We start from the raw sequence: 17,518 nt of genomic DNA, 5'->3' as shown, positions 1-17,518 counted from the left end.
GGCGGGCCGCCCGAGTGCCAGTTGGCCGGAGTCTACGTCCATCCTTGCGCGGTTTCAGCTTTCGTGACCGGAACCACGTCATCAGCACCGCGCGGCGCAACCAGCGCCACCCAGGGCCGGCCAGCGCCACCGGCCCTTGCCACCCCGGCAGACCCGCCCCACTTCCGGGCAGACGAACGCCATCCCGGGCAGACCCCGGGAGCCCATCTTCGCCGCTGTGCTGGACCCCGCGCTGTTATTTGCGTTACTTGTTAGCTGCGTCATGTTTCTTGTACAGTAGCTAAACCGTCCGGTTATTCAGTTATCGAACCCGGTGTTCAAATATAGAACACAGGCCTCCCGCAAACGGCCCAACGAAGTGAGGACATCCCGTGCAGTTCCACCACCACGGTTACGTATCAGGCGACCCCCGGGTCAAGCCCGCCGCCGGCGTCGGCATCGACCGCCCCGAGGAGCTTCCGGACGAAGTCGACGTGCTCATCGTGGGCTCCGGACCTGCCGGCATGCTCGCGGCTGCCCAGCTGGCGCAGTTCCCGAACATCACCACCCGTCTGGTGGAGCGCCGGGACGGCCGGCTGGTGCTGGGCCAGGCCGACGGCATCCAGGCCCGCAGTGTGGAGACCTTCCAGGCCTTTGGCTTCGCCGAGCAGATCACTGCCGAGGCCTTCTGGCTCACCGAGATGAACTTCTGGCGCCCGGACACCGAGAACCCCCGGAACATTGTCCGCGGCGGCCGTGCCGTTGACGACGAGATGGGCATCAGCGAGTTCCCGCACCTGATTGTCAACCAGGCCCGCGTGCTCGACTACTTCGCCGAAGTCGCTGCCAACTCCCCCACCCGTCTGACGCCCGACTACGGCTGGGAATTCAAGACCCTCGAAGTGACCGACGAGGGCGACTACCCGGTGAAGGTGACGCTGGTCCGCAGCGCCGGCCCGGATGAAGGCACCGAACGCATCGTCCACGCCAAGTACGTGGTGGGCTGCGACGGCGCCCGGAGCAAGGTCCGCGCCTCGATCGGCAGCAAGCTGGCCGGTGACAGCGCCAACCACGCCTGGGGCGTCATGGACGTGCTGGCCAACACCGACTTTCCGGACATCCGCACCAAGTGCGCCATCCAGTCGCACGACGGCGGCTCCATCCTGCTGATCCCGCGCGAAGGCGGCTACCTGTTCCGCATGTACGTGGACCTCGGCGAGGTACCCGAGGATGACAACGGCAAGATCCGCCAGACGTCCATCGAGCAGATCATCGCCAAGGCGAACGAGATCATGACCCCGTACACGGTCGACGTGCGCAGTGTGGCCTGGCACAGCGTGTACGAGGTGGGCCACCGCCTCACCGACCGATTCGATGACCTGCTGCCCGAGGACGTCGGCACCCGCACGCCGCGCGTCTTCATCACCGGCGATGCCTGCCACACGCACAGCGCGAAGGCCGGCCAGGGCATGAACGTCTCCATGCAGGACGGCTTCAACATCGCCTGGAAGCTGGGCCACGTGCTCGAAGGCCGCAGCCCGGAGAGCCTGCTCTCCACCTACTCCGCCGAGCGCCAGGTGGTGGCCAAGAACCTCATCGACTTCGACAAGGAATGGTCGACGATGATGGCGAAGAAGCCCGAGGAGTTCAACGACCCCTCCGAACTCGAGGACTTTTACGTGCGCACCGCCGAGTTCCCGGCCGGCTTCATGACCGAGTACACCTCCTCGCTGCTCACGGCCGAGGCCAAGCACCAGGACCTGGCAACCGGCTTCCCGGTCGGCAAGCGCTTCAAGTCCGCCAAGGTCTCCCGCGTCTGCGACACCAACCCGCTGCATCTGGGGCACCTCGCCGAGGCCGACGGCCGCTGGCGCATCTACGTCTTCGCTGACCAGGCCAAGGCCGGAGAGTCCGCCGCCGTTGCAGAGCTGGGCGAGTGGCTGGCCACCGCGCAGGATTCGCCGCTGGCCGCCACCCCGGAGGGCGCTGACCTGGACGCATGGTTCGATGTGAAGGTCATCTACCAGCAGAACCACGAGGACGTTGACATCAACGCCGTGCCCGCCGTGTTCAAGCCCCAGGTCGGCCCCTTCCAGCTGACCAACCTCGAGAAGGTCTTCGGCACCGCCAAGGACGAGGACATCTTCGACGTCCGCGGCCTCTCCCGCGACGGCGCCATCGTGGTGGTTCGCCCGGACCAGTACGTTGCCAACGTCCTGCCGCTGACTGCGACCGCTGAACTCGCGGAGTTCTTCGCCCCGCTGCTGCCGGCCCGCCAGCCGCAGCACTAACCAGCAGATCCGGAGGACGACGTCGGTGCGCACGCGCCGCCGTCGTCCTTCGTCGACGATCCTAGGACCGAGGAGGGACTGTGGCTAAGCCCGCGCCCGGAGACCCCCGCAGTCGCGGACGTTGACCCGCTACCCACCACGACGGCCTGCAAAACCTTGGCCATCGCGGCGTCGGTGGCGCGGCTGAAGAAACTGTCGCGGGCAGCGGAACGATTCAAAGTTGCGGTGTATGCCCGCCCTGGGCGAGCAGACCGTGGCAGCATTCACCGGTTTCTGCCCGTTACAGCGGAGTGACGTAGGCTCCCGCGATTCCACCGTCTACCAGAAACTGGCTGGCCGTAATGAAGGACGAATCATCCGAGGCCAGGAACGCCACGGCGGCAGCCAATTCATCGGGTTCCGCGAAGCGGCCCAGTGGCACATGAATCAACCGACGGGCGGCGCGCTCCGGGTCCTTGGCGAAGAGCTCTTTGAGTAGCGGGGTATTCACTGGCCCCGGGCACAACGCGTTTACACGGATGCCTTGACGGGCGAATTGCACACCGAGTTCCCGGCTCATGGACAGTACCCCGCCCTTGGACGCGGAGTAGGAAATCTGCGATGTGGCGGCACCCATGACCGCGACAAAGGATGCCGTGTTAATGATCGAGCCTCTGCCCTGCTCTTGCATGTACGGAATGACCTGCTTGCAGCAGTAGTAGACGGATGTGAGGTTCACTTCCTGCACCTTGCGCCACGCCTCGATGCCGGTGTCTAGGATGGAAGCGTCATCGGCCGGGGAAATGCCGGCGTTGTTGAAGGCGATGTCCACACTGCCGTGGGCGTCTTTGGTGGTCTTGAAGACGTTGATGACATCAGCCTCGTTCGTCACGTCGGTGCGCACGAACATGCCGCCGACGGACTCAGCCGCTGCCGTCCCCACCTCATCGGAGCAGATGTCCGCGATAACCACATTCGCACCTTCATGGGCAAGCCGCTTGGCAGCCGCCAAGCCTATGCCTGACGCTCCTCCGGTAATGACTGCGCTGCGGCCCTCCAGCCGATTGCTGACAAGCCCGTTGTAGGGGGCCGTGTTCGTGACAGACATGGGATGCTCCTTGGATTGTTCCGCGCTTGGGATAAGTCCTCGCGATCTTTCGCGCGGGTGGTGCACTAACGTGACGGCAGGCACCGTCGGTGTATATCAGGGCACTATTGGGCGGACATGAAGACGTTTTTCACTTCGGTGAAGGAGTCCAAGGCGTCCGGGCCCAGTTCCCGCCCGAGGCCCGATTGCTTGAAACCGCCGAACGGTGTCGAGTAGCGGACCGAGGAGTGGGAATTGACCGAAAGGTTTCCCGCTTCCACGCCACGTGAGACTCGCAGTGCCCGGCCCACATTGGAGGTCCAGATCGATCCCGACAGACCGAATACGGAATCATTGGCAATCCGTATGGCATCCGCCTCGTCGTCGAAGGGCACGACGGCGACCACGGGCCCGAAGATTTCCTCCCGCAGGGAACGTGCCCCCGGGTCGGTGGGCGTGAGCACAGTGGGCGGGAACCAAAAGCCCCCGTCCTGCGGCGCCGATCCCTGGAAGGCGACTTCGGCACCGGCGACGCCATCGGCGTCGTACACGAAGGACGCGACGCTATCCCGCTGTCCGGCGGAAATCAGGGGCCCCATCTCGGTGGTTTCATCTGCGGGATCTCCGACCCGGAAAGCCTTCACTGCAGGTTCGAGCAGTCCGAGGAACTTCTCGTAGACACTGCGTTGGATCAGGATGCGTGACCGCGCGCAGCAGTCCTGCCCTGCGTTGTCGAAGACCCCGCCCGGTGCGCTGGCGGCTGCCTGTTCCAGGTCTGCGTCGGCAAAGACGATATTGGCACTCTTGCCTCCGAGCTCAAGGGTGACCCGTTTGACCTGCTCGGCGCATCCGGCCATGACCCCCTTCCCGACCCGTGTGGATCCGGTGAAGACAACCTTGCGGACCGCAGGATGCGTGACGAAGCGCTCGCCGACTATCGATCCCTTGCCCGGGATCACCGTGAAGACGCCTTGTGGTATCCCCGCTTCCAGTGCCAACTCGCCCAGCCGGATGGCTGTCAACGGGGTGAGCTCGGCGGGCTTGAGGACCACTGTGTTTCCGGCTGCCAAGGCAGGCGCGAACCCCCAACCCGCGATGGGCATGGGAAAGTTCCACGGAACAATGACGCCCACGACGCCCAGCGGCTCGTGGAAAGTGATGTTCACTCCCCCACCCACGGGGATTTGTTGGCCGAAATGCCGTTCCGGCGCCGCGGCGTAGTACGTCAGGACATCGCGCACGTTGCCTGCTTCCCACCGCGCGTTCCCGATCGTGTGTCCCGCGTTCGCGACTTCGAGGCGCGCGAGGTTCTCCAGATCCGCGTCCACCGCGGCAGCGAACCGGCGCAGCAGCAGCGCGCGGTCGGCCGGGGCCACGGCGCGCCAGGTCTCGAAGGCGGCGGCTGCCCGTTCGATTGCCTGGTCAGCCTCCCCAACCTCGGCAAGCGATACCTCGCGGATCCCCCGGCCGGTTGCCGGGTTCAGGACGGTGACGGTGCCCATGCGTGGCTCTCCTGTCGTTTTCTCCGGTAGGTGGCGGCTGCGGTGATGAATCCTGCAAACAACCGGGCATCGCCGGGGTTCTCCTCGGGGTGGAACTGCACGCCCAGCGCCCAGCCCGGTGCCTGCGGGCACTCGACGGCCTCGATGGTTCCGTCCGGGGCCCAGGCGGTCGCCTTTAGCCCCTCGCCCAGCCGGTCCACCGACTGGTGGTGATAACACGGTGAGGTGGCGGATTCCCCTAGCAGTTCCGCGATCAGCGATCCGGGGGCGGTGGTGAATTCCACCGTGCCGAATATGCCGGGTGAGGGCTGGTACCTCGATTTGGGCAGCAGATCGGGAACGTGCTGGTAAAGGGTCCCGCCGAGGGCGACATTGAGGATCTGGGCACCGCGGCAGATCGCGAACAGCGGCAGTCCCGCGTCCAGTGCCGTCCGCGTCAGCCGGATGTCGTGGTCGTCGCGTTCGGGTTGGAATGCGGTGCTGGGGTGCGGCTCGGCCCCGTAGATCGCCGGGTCGACGTCCACCCCGCCAATCACGATGAGGCCATCCAGCACCTCCAGGACTGATTCGTCGGTGCCCACGGGAGGTAAGAGCAGCGGCGTGCCACCTGCGGCGGCGACGCCTGTCACGTACTTGCCCGGAACAATTGCGGCAGGACTGGACCAGACACCCCAGGACGCCTCCTGCCAATAGGTGGTCAGGCCTATTCTTGGTCTGACCTGTGCAGGGCGTCCCATCAGTGGCGTTCGAATCCGCGGCGGACTTCCCAGTCCGTGACGGCCGCGTTGTACTGATCGATTTCCACTTCGGCGTAGTGCGTGTAGTGTTCCACGACCTCTTGGCCGAATAGTTTGTAAGCTACCGAGGAGTTCGCGAACAGCTCGCACGCCTCCGCCATGGTGTGCGGAACGTGTTCCGCATCCGAATCGTACGCGTTGCCGGACGTCATCGGCCCAAGCTCGAGCTGGTGCTCGATTCCGTAGAGTCCGCCCGCCAGCATGGCCGACAGCGCGAGGTACGGGTTCGCATCCGCCCCGGGGAGCCGGTTTTCCATCCGGGCCGAACGTCCCTTGCCGACCAGACGTATCGAACAGCTGCGATTATCCAGCCCCCAGGCGACGGCGGTTGGCGCGAATGAGCCCTTGGCGAATCGCTTGTAAGAGTTGATGTTTGGTGCATAGAACAGGGTGAATTCGCGCATGGTCGCGAGCACGCCCGCAATGAAGTGGTCATAGAGCGCGCTGCGCTCGCCCCGGTCCTCGTCCCAGAATGCGAGGTCGCCGTCGAGCCCACGCAGAGACATGTGGATGTGGCAGGACGATCCATCGCGTTCATTGGGTTTGGCCATGAAGGTCACGGCCTGGCCACGCTGGGCCGCCATGTGCTTTGCGGAGAGCTTGTAAAAGGTGTGGTTGTCCGCGGTGGTAATGACGTCGTCGTAGCGAAACGCGATCTCGTGCTGACCGAAGTTGCATTCACCCTTGGCCGACTCCACGATCATCCCAGCCTCAAACATCGTGTTGCGGATGTCGCGCAGCAGGGGCTCCACGCGCATGGAGCCGAGAATGGAATAGTCCACGTTGTACAGGTTCGCAGGTGTCAAGTTGAGGTAGTGCCCGTTCTGGGCGTCCTCGTAACTGTTGTTGAAGATCATGAACTCGAGTTCGGTGCCCGCAAGGGCCTTGAAGCCAAGCCCTGCCGCCTTCTCCTGCTGCGAACGCAGGATGCTGCGCGGGGAAACGGCCACGGGCTCTCCGGTGGTGTAATTGAGGTCGGCCTGAATCATCGCCGTTTTTTCCAGGTAGGGAACTCGACGGATCGTATCCAAATCCAGCTCGAACTCCATGTCGCCGTAGCCCTTGTCCCAGCTGGTCATTGAGTAGCCGCCCACCGTGCTCATTTCGGTGTCCACCGCCAGTAGGTAGTTGCAGGCTTCGGAACCGTCCTCAAGCGCGGAGTCCAGGAAGAACCCGCCATGGATGACCTTGCCCTGCAGCCGCCCCTGCATGTCGGTGAATGCGACGATGACGCTGTCGATCTCCCCGGTCTTGATCGTCTCCCGCAACTGCTCGACGGTGAGCATCCTGTCACTGCGCGGATGTGAAGTCATGGCTCTGCTTTCCTCGGTGGAGTCGGAAGTCCGGATGGGGTTCATTTGAGGGCCTTCTCAGAGTTCTCCAGCATGGCAAATTCCTCTTCGGGGGCACTCGCCACAAGCCGGTGGCGGCTGTAGAACCAGAAGTAGGCAATCGCGACGAGGAAGACTCCGGCGGTGACGCCGGCGGCCACGGCATCCAGAACGAAAGTGGCGATGAGTGCAACGACGGCAAGGACGAGGGCAATGCCTGTGGTCGCAATGCCGCCCGGAGTCCGGTAGCCGCGGGGCAGGTCCGGTTCCTTGATCCGCAGCATGATGTGGCTCAAGTTCAACAACACGTAGGAGAGTGTCGCCCCGAAGACAGCGATATTAATCAGCAGTCCGCCATTACCTGTGACGGCGGCCAGAATGAACCCGATGCTGCCCGGGACCAGGAGTGCCACCCAGGGAGTGTGTCGATTTGAGGTGACGGAGAGGAAACGCGGGAGATAACCCGCCCGTGAAAGGGCGAAGAGTTGGCGCGAGTAGGCGTAGACAATTGAGAAGAAGCTCGCGACGAGTCCGGCAAGTCCGGCGTAGTTTACGATGTCGGCGACCAGTGCGTTCTCGCCGTAGGCGGCACGTAGCGCTTCGGGAAGCGGCGACTCTGAAACGCCCATGGCGCTCGCGCCCGCCGTTCCTGGAACCAGGATGAGCATGGCCGCGCCGGAAGCCACGAGGAACATCACCGCGAAAATAATGCCGCGCGGCATGTCCTTTTTGGGGTCGGCCGTTTCCTCGGCGGCCAGTGGAACGCCTTCTACGGCGAGGAAGAACCAAATGCCGAACACCAGCGCCGCGAGAACGCCAGGGATTCCGAAGGGCAGGAATGCGCTGGAGCCTGTCGAACCGTCGGGGACGATGTCGAAAAGCTTGGCAGCATCGAAGTGCGGGATGAGTGCTATGACTGTGATGACCAAGGCCGCGATGGCGATGGCCGTGATAGCGAACATGAGCTTCAAGGCCTCGCCGACACCCCACATGTGGATGCCGATGAAGACGAGGTACGTGACGAGGTAGACCGGCCACGAGTTGGTCAGCCCGAAGAGCCCCAGCGCCTCGATGTAGCCGCCAATGAAGGTCGCGATCGCGGCCGGGGCCACCGCGTATTCAATCAGGACCGCCATGCCGGTGGCGAAGCCGCCCAAGGGCCCCAGAGCACGGCGGGCGAAGCCATAGCCCGCTCCAGCGGTCGGGAGCGTCGACGACATTTCGGCCAGTCCGAACACCATGCAGGTATACATCAGGCCCATGAGCACAAAGGCAATGAGCAGACCACCCCAACCCCCGACAGCCAGGCCAAGATTCCAGCCGGAAAAGTCCCCAGAGATGACATACGCGATGCCAAGGCCGGCAAGGAGCACCCAGCCGGCCGCCCCGGGCTTCAGTTGACGGTGTTTGAGATAGTCCTTGTCCACCACTCCGTAATCGATGTGGGATTTTCGCGCCATGGGATCGCCTCGCTGGTCTGTGAAGGATGTAGCTCGGAAGGCCGAAATATTCAATGGAGCATTTTTAGTCCATTAACGTCTCTCACTGTGGGCCACCACACGTTGTCACGTCAATAGTGCGAAAAGGAAATCTTTGATCAAGGGTCACTTTCCGACCCAATGGAGCATTAGTTACCGACATGGCATGCTGGTCCAATGGACATGGCCGCCAAGCGTGAGGCGCAGCCCCCCGCCACTTATCAACTGCTGGGCAGGGCTCGAAAGGGCAACGCTTTCGAGGAGACCGTCGAACATCTGTTACGCGGCTTTAAAAATGGGATTTTCCCTCCCGGCGGACGGCTTCCGCCCGAACGGGAACTGGCCGAGGCACTGGGGGTCTCACGTGCAACATTGCGCGATGCCCTAGCAGAGCTACAGAGGGCGGGGTACCTCACCATCCAGCGCGGCCGTTATGGCGGCGCTGTGGTCGCGCCCGAGTTGCCCACGAGCGAAACGGCTCTGAGCAAAGAGGACCAGGACATGGTCGAGGACGTCCTCACGTTTCGAGCCGTGGTAGAGCCTGCCGCCGCAGCCCTTGCGGCGGCAGCGACCCTGACCGCGACGCAACGCACAAGGTTGCTGGATGCCCTACGCGCCGTCAGTACGGCGGATCCCGGGCAGTACCGCCCGCTGGATGCACGACTGCACATCACCATCGCTGGACTTTCGCCATCCCCGCGGCTCACCGCGTCGGTGGCAGAGGCCCGCGCGGCAACGAGCGACCTGTTGGATAGAATTCCCTTCCTGACGCCGAACATCGAGCATTCAGACATTCAACACCAGGCCATCATCGACGCGATTCTTGCTGGTAATCCGACGCGCGCACGCGATCTCATGACCGAGCACTTGGAGGGCACGGCCTCGCTCCTCCGCGGCTTCCTGTCAAGGCAGGACGTCGGCGGTGGGTCATAGCCCGACATCAGGCCTTGATTAGCCGGCTGTGGCGAAGAACCTCATCGACTTCGGCTAGGAATGGTCGACCAGTACGTGGCCAACGTCCCGCTGACCGCGACCGCTGAACTCGCAGAGTTCTTCGCCCCGCTGCTGCCGGCCCGCCAGCCGCAGCACTAACCAGCGGATCAGGAGGACGACGGCGGCGCGCAAGCACCGCCGTCGTCCTCCTCTTTATCGCATCGAGCGGTCAGCGCAGATCCAGCCGCATGAGGACGCGGGGAAATCCGTTCAGCACCGAGCCGGTGTCCGCCGCTTTGCTGAAGCCGGCCCGCTCGAAAAGTCTCCGCGTGCCCACATAGGCCATGGTGAGATCCACCTTCTCGCCGCGGTTGTCCACCGGGTAACCCTCGACAGCGGGAGCGCCGTACCCGCGCGCGAACTCCACCGCGCCAGCCAGCAGCTGGTGCGAGATGCCCTGGCCGCGGTGCCCGGGCCGCACCCGGATGCACCACACCGACCACACGTCGAGGTCGTCAACCTGCGGGATTTTCCGGCTGGTGGCAAAGCTGGTGTCGGCCCGCGGGTGCACTGCCGCCCAGCCCACCACCTCCTCGCCGTCGTAGGCGAGCACCCCGGGTGGCGGATCCTGCCGGCACAGGCGCTGCACCATCTCGCCGCGCTCCGTCCCGCGCAGGGCCACGTTGTCTTTCGACGGGAGGCGATAGCTCAGGCACCAACAGACGGTCGCGTCGGCACGCTTCGGCCCCACGATTGCCTTCACGTCCTCGAAGACGTCTGCTGCCCGGACCTCCACCGCCATGCACCCACACTGGCAGCATCACCGGGCCCTTGCAATGGGTGTTGACTGCCGGGCCTGCTGGGGCTCCCGGGCGGGCCCCGGCGGGGCGCGCGCTAACCGCCCTGCCGGCTCACCATTTCGTTGATCCAGATGGGCGCGAACGGCGAGGTGCAGTTCGGCGGTGTGGGGTAGTCCTTGAGCACTTCCAGGCGTTCGCCGATGTCGATTGCGCGGGCGCGGTGCTCGGCATGCTCAATCCCGATCTGGGCCAGGGTGTGGTTCATCGCCCACTGCAACCGGTCCGGCGCGTGTTTCATCTCCGCCTCGACGGTGTCCAGCAGCCCCGGCAGGTCCAGCCCCTCGGGCTTCTTCGCCACCCGTTCGGTGGTCAGCGCCCAGCCGGCACTGGCCACCACCGGATCGGCATCCGCGGTCCAGGCCACGCGCAGCTCCTCGGCATGCGGGCTCTTCTTGACCACGTAGTTCACCAGCCAGTCGTGCACCTTGGGCGCCCGCGACTCGCGCAGCATGGTGTCCAATTCGTCGCGTCCGAAGGCCTTCGGACGGCAGATCAGCAGTGCCAGCAGCCGCGCCGCCGTATCGCCTGTTGCCCACAGCTCGCGCGCCAATTCCTGCTGGGTCTTCAGCCGCTTCGCAACCGCGCGCAGCTTGGACAGGTTCACGCCGTGGTCGTCGCCGCGCTTCTCGTTCGCCTCGCGCACCTTCGGATCCTCAAGCCCGGCCAGTTCGGCCATCACCTCGGCCACCGTCGCCATCTCACCCTCCCGGTCATTCACACGTCAGCCTCCAGCATATGGGTCGCCCCGGACTGGTTAAGAGAACGACGACGGCGGCGCTCACCCGTCGTCGTCCTGGCGGCCCTCTGCTTGTGGTGCGAATTAACCATCCGCACTGTTTGCCGGACGCAATGTCCCGGCGGAGGTGCCATGCCGTATGGTCAGGGGTACGGAACAAAATCTTTTGTTCCCGTTAAAGCGCAGCATTCTCTGCTGGCGCTGAGGAGGCACTCATGGCCGACAAATCTCCCCGACAATCTGCATCCAAGAAATCGGGCAAGTCCATCAAGGAAAAGCGCAGCGACAAGAAGGCCAAGGCGGCCGGCGCGGCAGCCTCGGAGACACTGACCACCATTAAGAAGCGCTGAGCCGCTTGACGCTGCTGTCGCTCGGAGTCCTGGCGACGACGCGCAAGGCCGATGAGCGCAGGCTGGCCATTCATCCTGCGCACATCGAGCGCCTTGACGCCGACCTCCGCGAGCGGATCATCCTTGAGCAGGGTTACGGCGAGCGCTTCGGTGTGTCCGACGAGCACCTGGCGCAACTGGTGGGGCGGATCGCCTCGCGCCAGGAGCTCATTGAAGCAGCGGATATGGTGCTGCTGCCGAAGCCACAGCCGGAAGACCTTGCCGAGTTCCGGGACGGCCAAATCCTCTGGGGTTGGCCGCACTGTGTCCAGGACCGTGCCATTACCCAATTGGCCATCGACAAGCGGCTGACCCTGATCGCCTTCGAAGCCATGAACCATTGGGCTGAGGACGGCAGATTCGCACTCCACGTTTTCCACAAGAACAACGAGATGGCAGGCTACTGTTCAGTGCTGCATGCGCTGGAACTGGCAGGATCTACCGGCGACTACGGCCGCCCGCTCACCGCCGTCGTCATTGGTTTCGGCGCCACCGCCCGCGGCGCAGTCACGGCCCTGAACGCGCATGGCATCCATGATGTTCAGGTGCTGACCAACCGCGCGGCGGCCGCCGTGGGATCGCCGATCCACTCCGCGCGCATCACTCAGTTCGATCACGACGCTGCGGCCCCGCATCTCAGCCATGTCATCACCGACGACGGACGGGTGCCGCTGGCGCCGTTCCTCGCGGAGCGCGACATTGTGGTCAACTGCACGTTGCAGGATCCGAACAACCCGTTGATCTACCTGGACGAAGCTGACCTGGACGGCTTTCGGCCGGGCAGCCTGATCGTCGATGTCTCCTGCGATGAAGGCATGGGCTTCAGCTGGGCGAAGATGACGACCTTCGCCGAGCCCACCTTCGAGGTGGGCGACCACGTGAGCTACTACGCGGTGGACCACACGCCGTCCTACCTGTGGAATTCCGCGACCTGGGAAATCAGCACGGCCCTGATCCCGTTCCTGCGCACTGTCATGAGCGGACCCGGCAGTTGGAGCGCGGACGACACGATCAGCCGGGCCATCGAAATCCGTGACGGCGTCATCGTCAATCCGGCGGTCCTTGCGTTCCAGCACCGCTCGGCAGAGTATCCGCACGCGGCTGTTTGAGAGTCGCGGCACCTACCGCTGCAGAGGAAGGGCGACGACTGCCTACGGGCGGCCGTCGTCCTTCTGTTTGGCAAGCATGGGGAGCTGCTGCCGGATCCGGGCGGGCAAGGCACCGCAAGGATAGCGGTCGTAGTTCAGCAAAATCACAGCTGAACCGGGGCACCGATTCGGGCCTGGTGTTCGTTGTGCCAAGCGAGATCACCGACCGAGAGCAGGAAACCTTGTCCACTGAGACCCGCCCGCGGCCGAAAGCGGGGCGCACTGTCCTCGTCCTCGGCATCGACGGGGCCGGGAAGACGACGGCAGCCGCGTCGCTGGTCGCCGCCGAGCGGGCAGCGGGCCGTCCGGCGCGGGTGCTGCGCAATCCGGCCGGGCGGCGCTGGCTGGCCCGGGCCAGTGCACGCCTTGGCATCACTGTGACACCGCGCTGGGCCGACCGGTTCGAGTCGACTGTGCGCACCCTCAACGTGTTGGTGTCCCAAATCCGTGCCGCCACCTTCCACGGGACCACGGTGATGGACCGGCACCTGCACTGCCAGCAGGTCCTCCGCACTGTGCGCGGCCTGCCGCCGGGACGCGTCCTGCCCTGGCTGGTCCGCATCCTGCCGAGACCCGACGCGGTGGTGCTGCTGGATGTTCCGGCGGAGACGGCGCACGCCCGGATTACGGCGCGGGGCGAGGATTCCGAGTCCGTGGACTATCTCCGGGCGGCCCGCTGCGCCTACCTGCGAATGGCCGGGTCGTTGAACTGGCAGGTCATCGACGCGGACGGGTCCCGCAGCGACGTGCTGCACCGCATCCTGGCTGCCGCCTCGCCGCCGGCCAGCTAGCGGCGCCGTCCTCGTCCCCATAGGGAATGCTGTGGAGCAGCCCTCAGATCGGGAGTAATTAGCGAGCACTCCTGCGATTGGCTGACTAGCGAGCATTCCTGCGATGAGGAGTGACTAGCGAGCCGCCTCCCGATGGGGAGTGCTCCCCATACAGTTCCGCAGCTTCCCGTGGGACAGTAGCCCAAGGAACGGTTAACCACGGAAGGCGGGGCGGGCATGGGTAGCTGGCGGATCAGTCCCAGGCAGCTCCATGCGGTACTGGTGGATGTGGCCGCGGACGGCCAATCGCTGGACAAGGCCGCAGGCGACGCGGCAGCGGCCGGTGAGGCGGCGTCGTCGTTGTTTGGCAGCGCCGCCGATGTGGCGGAGGCGTTCGTCGGGTTCTGGTCGCCGAGGAGCGACGTCGGCCAGCGGATCGCCGGACTGGTGTACGGCAAGTCCCGGGTGGTCGCCGAGACGGCCGAGCTGTTCATCGACGCGGACGGGGAGATGTCCGCTGCCGCCGCTGACTTCGCCGAGACCCTGAACGCCGGTGACGCGCCGGTCCTCGCAGCGCGCGGTTTCGGCCCGGTGCCGCAGCCGTGACCGTCAGGTTGGCCAGTGTCCCGGAGCTCGATGTGCCCTGGGACCAGCTGTCGGACGCGGTGGAGGAAATGTCGCGCCGAGCTGCTGCCACGGCCAGCTACCTGTCGGATGCCCAAGCCGCGTGGTCGGGACTGAAAGACGCGTACCGGCAGCCGGAGACCGAGCTGGAAGTCCACGCCGCGCTGGATGAGCTGGACGGCCCGATGCAGGAATGGACCGCGGCTCTGGCCGCCGCTCGCGATGCCGTGGCAGCCTTCGTCGCCGCAGGCCAGCCGCTCCAAGCGGAGGCGGAAGAACTCCGTGCGGCACGGCCCGGCCTGGCGGCGGCTCTGAACGCCGCGCTGGGCGGCGCCGAACCGCTGGACGACAATCAAGCGGAGCGTGCCATCCGCCGGGCCGAAGCCTTCAACGGCCGGGTAGCGTCGCTGCGGGCGGACTGGCAGGCGCTGAGCTCCGAAACCGCGGCCGCGCTCCAGGCTATCAGCGGCGGCACCCTCGACTCGCTGCCGGCCACCCCGCTGCTGGCCGCATCGGCAGCGCTCCCGGCCGCGCCGCCGTGGGCCGGCTTCACCACTGGCTTGAACGAGCGCTTCGGTCCGCTGACCCCTGAGGCGTACCTGGCCTCGCTCACCGGGCTCACCGACCAGGAACTGCGCGAGTGGGCGGCGGCCAACCCCGAAGGCGCGGCCGTGCTGGCCGCCAACAAGCTGCCGGCCTGGCGGATGCCCGGCTCCGCCGAGGCAGTGATGGCGCGGGCGATGGCCAACGACGCCGCGCTGACCGAAGCCGGGATCAGCAACATCCGGGACACCTGGAAGGGGCTGGCGCCGGGAGACCAGGAACGCCTGCTGCTGCTCTATCCGGCGGTGTTCGGTGCCCTGAACGGTATCCCGTTTGCCGGCCGGGTGCGTGCCAACACCATCACCGCCGCCGGCTACCGCGAAACGGTGGCCAGCCAGCAGGAGCGGCTCGGCGCGGAGCCGGTCCTCAACGACTACCTGTCCTCCGGCCGGAACCAGCACCGCGCGGAGTACCAGCGGGCCTACCTGGAGTACACCGAGGACCTGGAAATATGGCAGGCCGAGCACAACCGGCTGGCGACGCTGCGCACGGGACTGGACTTCGCCGTCGAGCATCCTCTGCAGGTGGTGATGCTCAGCCTGGACGGCGACGGCCGGATTGTCACCATGGACGGCGCGCTGGGCCCGGGCACCCGGACCATCGCCACGCTGGTGCCGGGCACCGGCGCGGACCTGGGCCAGCTGGAAGCGTACACGCGCCGGCTGGACGCGGTGAACGGCGAGCCCGCCACGAACGCGGTCTCTTTCTACTGGCAAGGCACCGACCTGCCGGATGAGATCAGCGACAACATCACCACCTCGTTCAACGAAAACGGCGGTCCCCTGCTCGCGGCGTTCGACCATGCCCTGGACCTGGAAGTCAGGCCCGATGCCCGCACCACCTACATCGGCTACAGCGCCGGCGGCTCGCTGCTGGGCACCGGCGAGCGCGAAGGCCTGGATTCCACCAACATCGTCTACGTGGCTCCCGCCGGCACCGGGCACAATGTCGGCAGTCCCGAGGACACCGCCAACCCCAACGCCCACCGCTACTGGCTGCAGACCCGCGACGACCCGATCTCTGCCGCGCAACTCCTCGGCGGCGGCTACCACGGGCCCTCGTTCTGGCGCGGCGGCAGTCCCACGGTGATGAATCCGGTCCGACTGGAGACCGGTTTCCTCTCCGCCGCTGATCCCGACTCGCTGATGGGCGGGCACACCGACTACTTCCGGCAGGATTCCACCGCCGCCACCAACATCCAAGGTGTTATCGAAGGCACCGAGGTCAGTCCGTACGTCGAGGACCAGGTCCACCAGACCTACTCCCCCTATGGCCCGCGCATCGTCAGCCCGCTCGAGCAGAATCCCGAGGACTACGCCTATGGCAATCTGGAAACCGTGACGGTGGAAAGTCTGGAGAAATGAGCGTGCGGGCCCGGCTCCGCTTTCGTCCCGCCGCAGGCGCTCCGCATCCGCACCGCCGAACAGTACGACGGCGGAGGCGCGGCTACGCTGCTCGGCTCACCGCCGCTGCCGCTTTGGCCATCACCACCCTAGGAGGCTGCGCCGTGTCGCAGGAGAACCAGCCGCAAGAGAACCAATCGGTATCGCAGGACTACGGCCGCCAGCTCGAGCAGCTGCTGCCCCAGGCGATAGCGGAGGCGTCCTCCGCCGCCGACCTGACGGTGGACCTGCTCCGCGAGGAAACCTGCCTGCGCCCCGAGGACGAACAACCGCAGACCCAGACGGCCTGGATCGGCCGTGCCACCGGCAAAGTCGCCGACGTTGACCAGGCGAACGCCGCCCTCGACGCCACTGCCGACTACCTGACCGGATCGGGCTGGGAGCAAAAGAACGAGGCCACCGCCCCAACAGGCAACGTCCGCACCCTCTACTTCCGCAACGGCGAGCTCGGCGCCACCGCCGCCCATCACGTCGCCGGCGGCGTTAACGCCGTCGTCCTCTCCTTCAGCAGCCCCTGCCTGGACCACCCCGAGGACCACCGCATGGTCCGCTCCCAACAGGACCCTGAGTTCGGGATGAACAGCCAGTACTACGACGACGGCGCCTAGGACTCAGGAAGGGCGGTCGGCAGGGGCGGCTTTGGGCCCAGCCAATTACCCTGCGGAGCCACTCACCGAGTGGCCCATTTGGCAGCGATGCAAAGGGGGACAAGCCATTTCGTTGGCTTGTCCCCCTTCGGCTCGGCCGCTTATCGCCGCCGTCAGACTCCTGCGCTAGCAGCAGACGAAGCACGGTATGCGGTTAGCCCGCCGTCGACCCGAATATCGGCTCCATTGACCCAAGTTGCGTCGCTTGAGAGAAGGAAGGCCACAACGGCCGCGATGTCGTCGGGCTCGCCGAACCTGCCCAAGAGCTTGGCCGCCCCCTCGACTTTGTCCCGCCCGTGGTCGTTCTTGAAGTCCTCCAAAATGGGCGTCTGCACCGGACCCGGGCTGACCGAGTTCACCCGGATGCGGCGCGGCATCAGCTCGGCCGAGAGCTGCTCGGTAAGGAAGCGGACGCACTGCTTCGAGAAGAGGTAGGACTCCCCGGTGGCGTGTGGGTCGTCCGCGACGGCTTCAAGGGCAGCCTCGGTGTCCGCGGCAAGGGCAAAGCGGGCACAGGAGTCGATCAGGCTGCGCCACTGGAATGCCACGGACGAGGCCAGGTTAACAACGCTGGCACACTCAACGAGGGCGGGCGCCAGACCCCGTGTCAGCTCACGAAGTCCGAAGACGTTCACGCCGAGAACTGTGCGCCACGGGGCGGTTCCCGGAACGCCGGCGATATTGGCCAGCCCCTGGACTCCGTCGGGTGCTGCCGCTGACACTTGTGCGGCGGCTTCGCGGGCTCCCTCCGGCGATGAGAGATCTGCCTGAATAAAGCGGCCCTCAAACGACGTCGGCACTGCCCTGTCGATACCGATCAGCGTGGCACCCTGTTCGCTTAGCAGTCTTGCGGTGGCTGCACCGATGCCGGAGGCAACTCCGGTGACGGCGATCGGCAAATTAGTGGCCATCTCATCCCACTCCTTCAACCCCGTGGGGGCGCGTCGGCTAGTTTCCTCTT

At 65.5% G+C, this 17,518-nt stretch carries 16 protein-coding genes; 8 read left to right on the top strand and 8 right to left on the bottom strand.

The window, feature by feature from the left end; translation table 11 throughout:
* Positions 1-371: 371 nt before the first annotated feature.
* A complete protein-coding gene (locus AC5RWX_RS08555) occupies positions 372-2,270 on the top strand; it encodes an FAD-binding monooxygenase (RefSeq protein ID WP_493939434.1) in 1,899 nt (632 codons plus the stop codon).
* Between the two features lie 280 nt (positions 2,271-2,550).
* Here the strand turns inward: AC5RWX_RS08555 and AC5RWX_RS08550 are convergent, their stop codons facing one another.
* The 5 genes from AC5RWX_RS08550 to eat form a co-directional block, all read right to left on the bottom strand.
* Complete coding sequence (locus AC5RWX_RS08550; protein WP_493939435.1) at positions 2,551-3,357, bottom strand: 3-oxoacyl-ACP reductase; 807 nt, start codon at positions 3,355-3,357, stop codon at positions 2,551-2,553.
* Between the two features lie 104 nt (positions 3,358-3,461).
* The gene (locus AC5RWX_RS08545; protein WP_493939436.1) at positions 3,462-4,838 is read right to left on the bottom strand and encodes an aldehyde dehydrogenase family protein; all 1,377 of its coding nucleotides are present in this window, start codon (positions 4,836-4,838) and stop codon (positions 3,462-3,464) included.
* Positions 4,817-5,575 carry a gamma-glutamyl-gamma-aminobutyrate hydrolase family protein gene (locus tag AC5RWX_RS08540; protein WP_493939437.1) on the bottom strand — a complete coding sequence of 253 codons (759 nt, stop codon included), beginning with the start codon at positions 5,573-5,575 and terminating at the stop codon, positions 4,817-4,819. Before AC5RWX_RS08540 ends, AC5RWX_RS08545 begins: the two co-directional genes overlap by 22 nt.
* Entirely contained in the window at positions 5,575-6,948 is a 1,374-nt protein-coding gene (locus AC5RWX_RS08535; RefSeq protein WP_493939438.1) for a glutamine synthetase family protein, read from the bottom strand. The genes AC5RWX_RS08540 and AC5RWX_RS08535 overlap by 1 nt, the downstream gene beginning before the upstream one ends.
* Positions 6,949-6,989: 41 nt before the next feature.
* Complete coding sequence (gene eat / locus AC5RWX_RS08530) at positions 6,990-8,426, bottom strand: ethanolamine permease (RefSeq protein ID WP_493939439.1); 1,437 nt, start codon at positions 8,424-8,426, stop codon at positions 6,990-6,992.
* Positions 8,427-8,621: 195 nt separating this feature from the next.
* Here eat and AC5RWX_RS08525 point away from each other — a divergent pair, with 195 nt between their 5' ends.
* Positions 8,622-9,377 carry a FadR/GntR family transcriptional regulator gene (locus AC5RWX_RS08525; protein WP_493939440.1) on the top strand — a complete coding sequence of 252 codons (756 nt, stop codon included), beginning with the start codon at positions 8,622-8,624 and terminating at the stop codon, positions 9,375-9,377.
* Positions 9,378-9,606: 229 nt separating this feature from the next.
* On the opposite strand, the gene AC5RWX_RS08520 is transcribed toward AC5RWX_RS08525, so the two are convergent.
* Positions 9,607-10,179 (bottom strand): GNAT family N-acetyltransferase, encoded by a 573-nt coding sequence (locus AC5RWX_RS08520; RefSeq protein ID WP_493939441.1) that lies wholly within the window; start codon positions 10,177-10,179, stop codon positions 9,607-9,609.
* Positions 10,180-10,271: 92 nt separating this feature from the next.
* Positions 10,272-10,934 carry a DNA alkylation repair protein gene (locus AC5RWX_RS08515; RefSeq protein ID WP_493939442.1) on the bottom strand — a complete coding sequence of 221 codons (663 nt, stop codon included), beginning with the start codon at positions 10,932-10,934 and terminating at the stop codon, positions 10,272-10,274.
* 254 nt (positions 10,935-11,188) lie between these two features.
* On the opposite strand from AC5RWX_RS08515, the gene AC5RWX_RS08510 reads away from it, so the two are divergent.
* The 6 genes from AC5RWX_RS08510 to AC5RWX_RS08485 all read left to right on the top strand — a co-directional run bounded on the left by AC5RWX_RS08510 (position 11,189) and on the right by AC5RWX_RS08485 (position 16,518).
* Positions 11,189-11,323: a hypothetical protein gene (locus AC5RWX_RS08510; protein WP_277883565.1), complete on the top strand. Its 135-nt coding sequence runs from the start codon at positions 11,189-11,191 to the stop codon at positions 11,321-11,323.
* A gap of 5 nt (positions 11,324-11,328) precedes the next feature.
* On the top strand, positions 11,329-12,471 hold the full coding sequence (locus tag AC5RWX_RS08505) for a N(5)-(carboxyethyl)ornithine synthase (RefSeq protein WP_493939443.1): 1,143 nt from the start codon (positions 11,329-11,331) through the stop codon (positions 12,469-12,471).
* A 221-nt stretch (positions 12,472-12,692) separates the two neighbouring features.
* A complete protein-coding gene (locus tag AC5RWX_RS08500; protein ID WP_493939444.1) occupies positions 12,693-13,301 on the top strand; it encodes a dTMP kinase in 609 nt (202 codons plus the stop codon).
* A 216-nt stretch (positions 13,302-13,517) separates the two neighbouring features.
* Positions 13,518-13,886, top strand: coding sequence for a hypothetical protein (locus AC5RWX_RS08495; RefSeq protein WP_493939445.1), 369 nt, complete (start codon positions 13,518-13,520; stop codon positions 13,884-13,886).
* Entirely contained in the window at positions 13,883-15,871 is a 1,989-nt protein-coding gene (locus tag AC5RWX_RS08490) for an alpha/beta hydrolase (RefSeq protein ID WP_493939446.1), read from the top strand. The genes AC5RWX_RS08495 and AC5RWX_RS08490 overlap by 4 nt, the downstream gene beginning before the upstream one ends.
* Before the next feature lie 143 nt (positions 15,872-16,014).
* Positions 16,015-16,518, top strand: a complete 504-nt coding sequence (locus AC5RWX_RS08485; protein WP_493939447.1) for a hypothetical protein — start codon at positions 16,015-16,017, stop codon at positions 16,516-16,518.
* 152 nt (positions 16,519-16,670) lie between these two features.
* On the opposite strand, the gene AC5RWX_RS08480 is transcribed toward AC5RWX_RS08485, so the two are convergent.
* A complete protein-coding gene (locus AC5RWX_RS08480; RefSeq protein WP_493939448.1) occupies positions 16,671-17,468 on the bottom strand; it encodes an SDR family oxidoreductase in 798 nt (265 codons plus the stop codon).
* Positions 17,469-17,518: the final 50 nt, after the last annotated feature.

Source organism: Arthrobacter sp. SPT-J7 (assembly GCF_059089965.1).
This window is presented reverse-complemented; position numbering and strand designations above follow the sequence as displayed.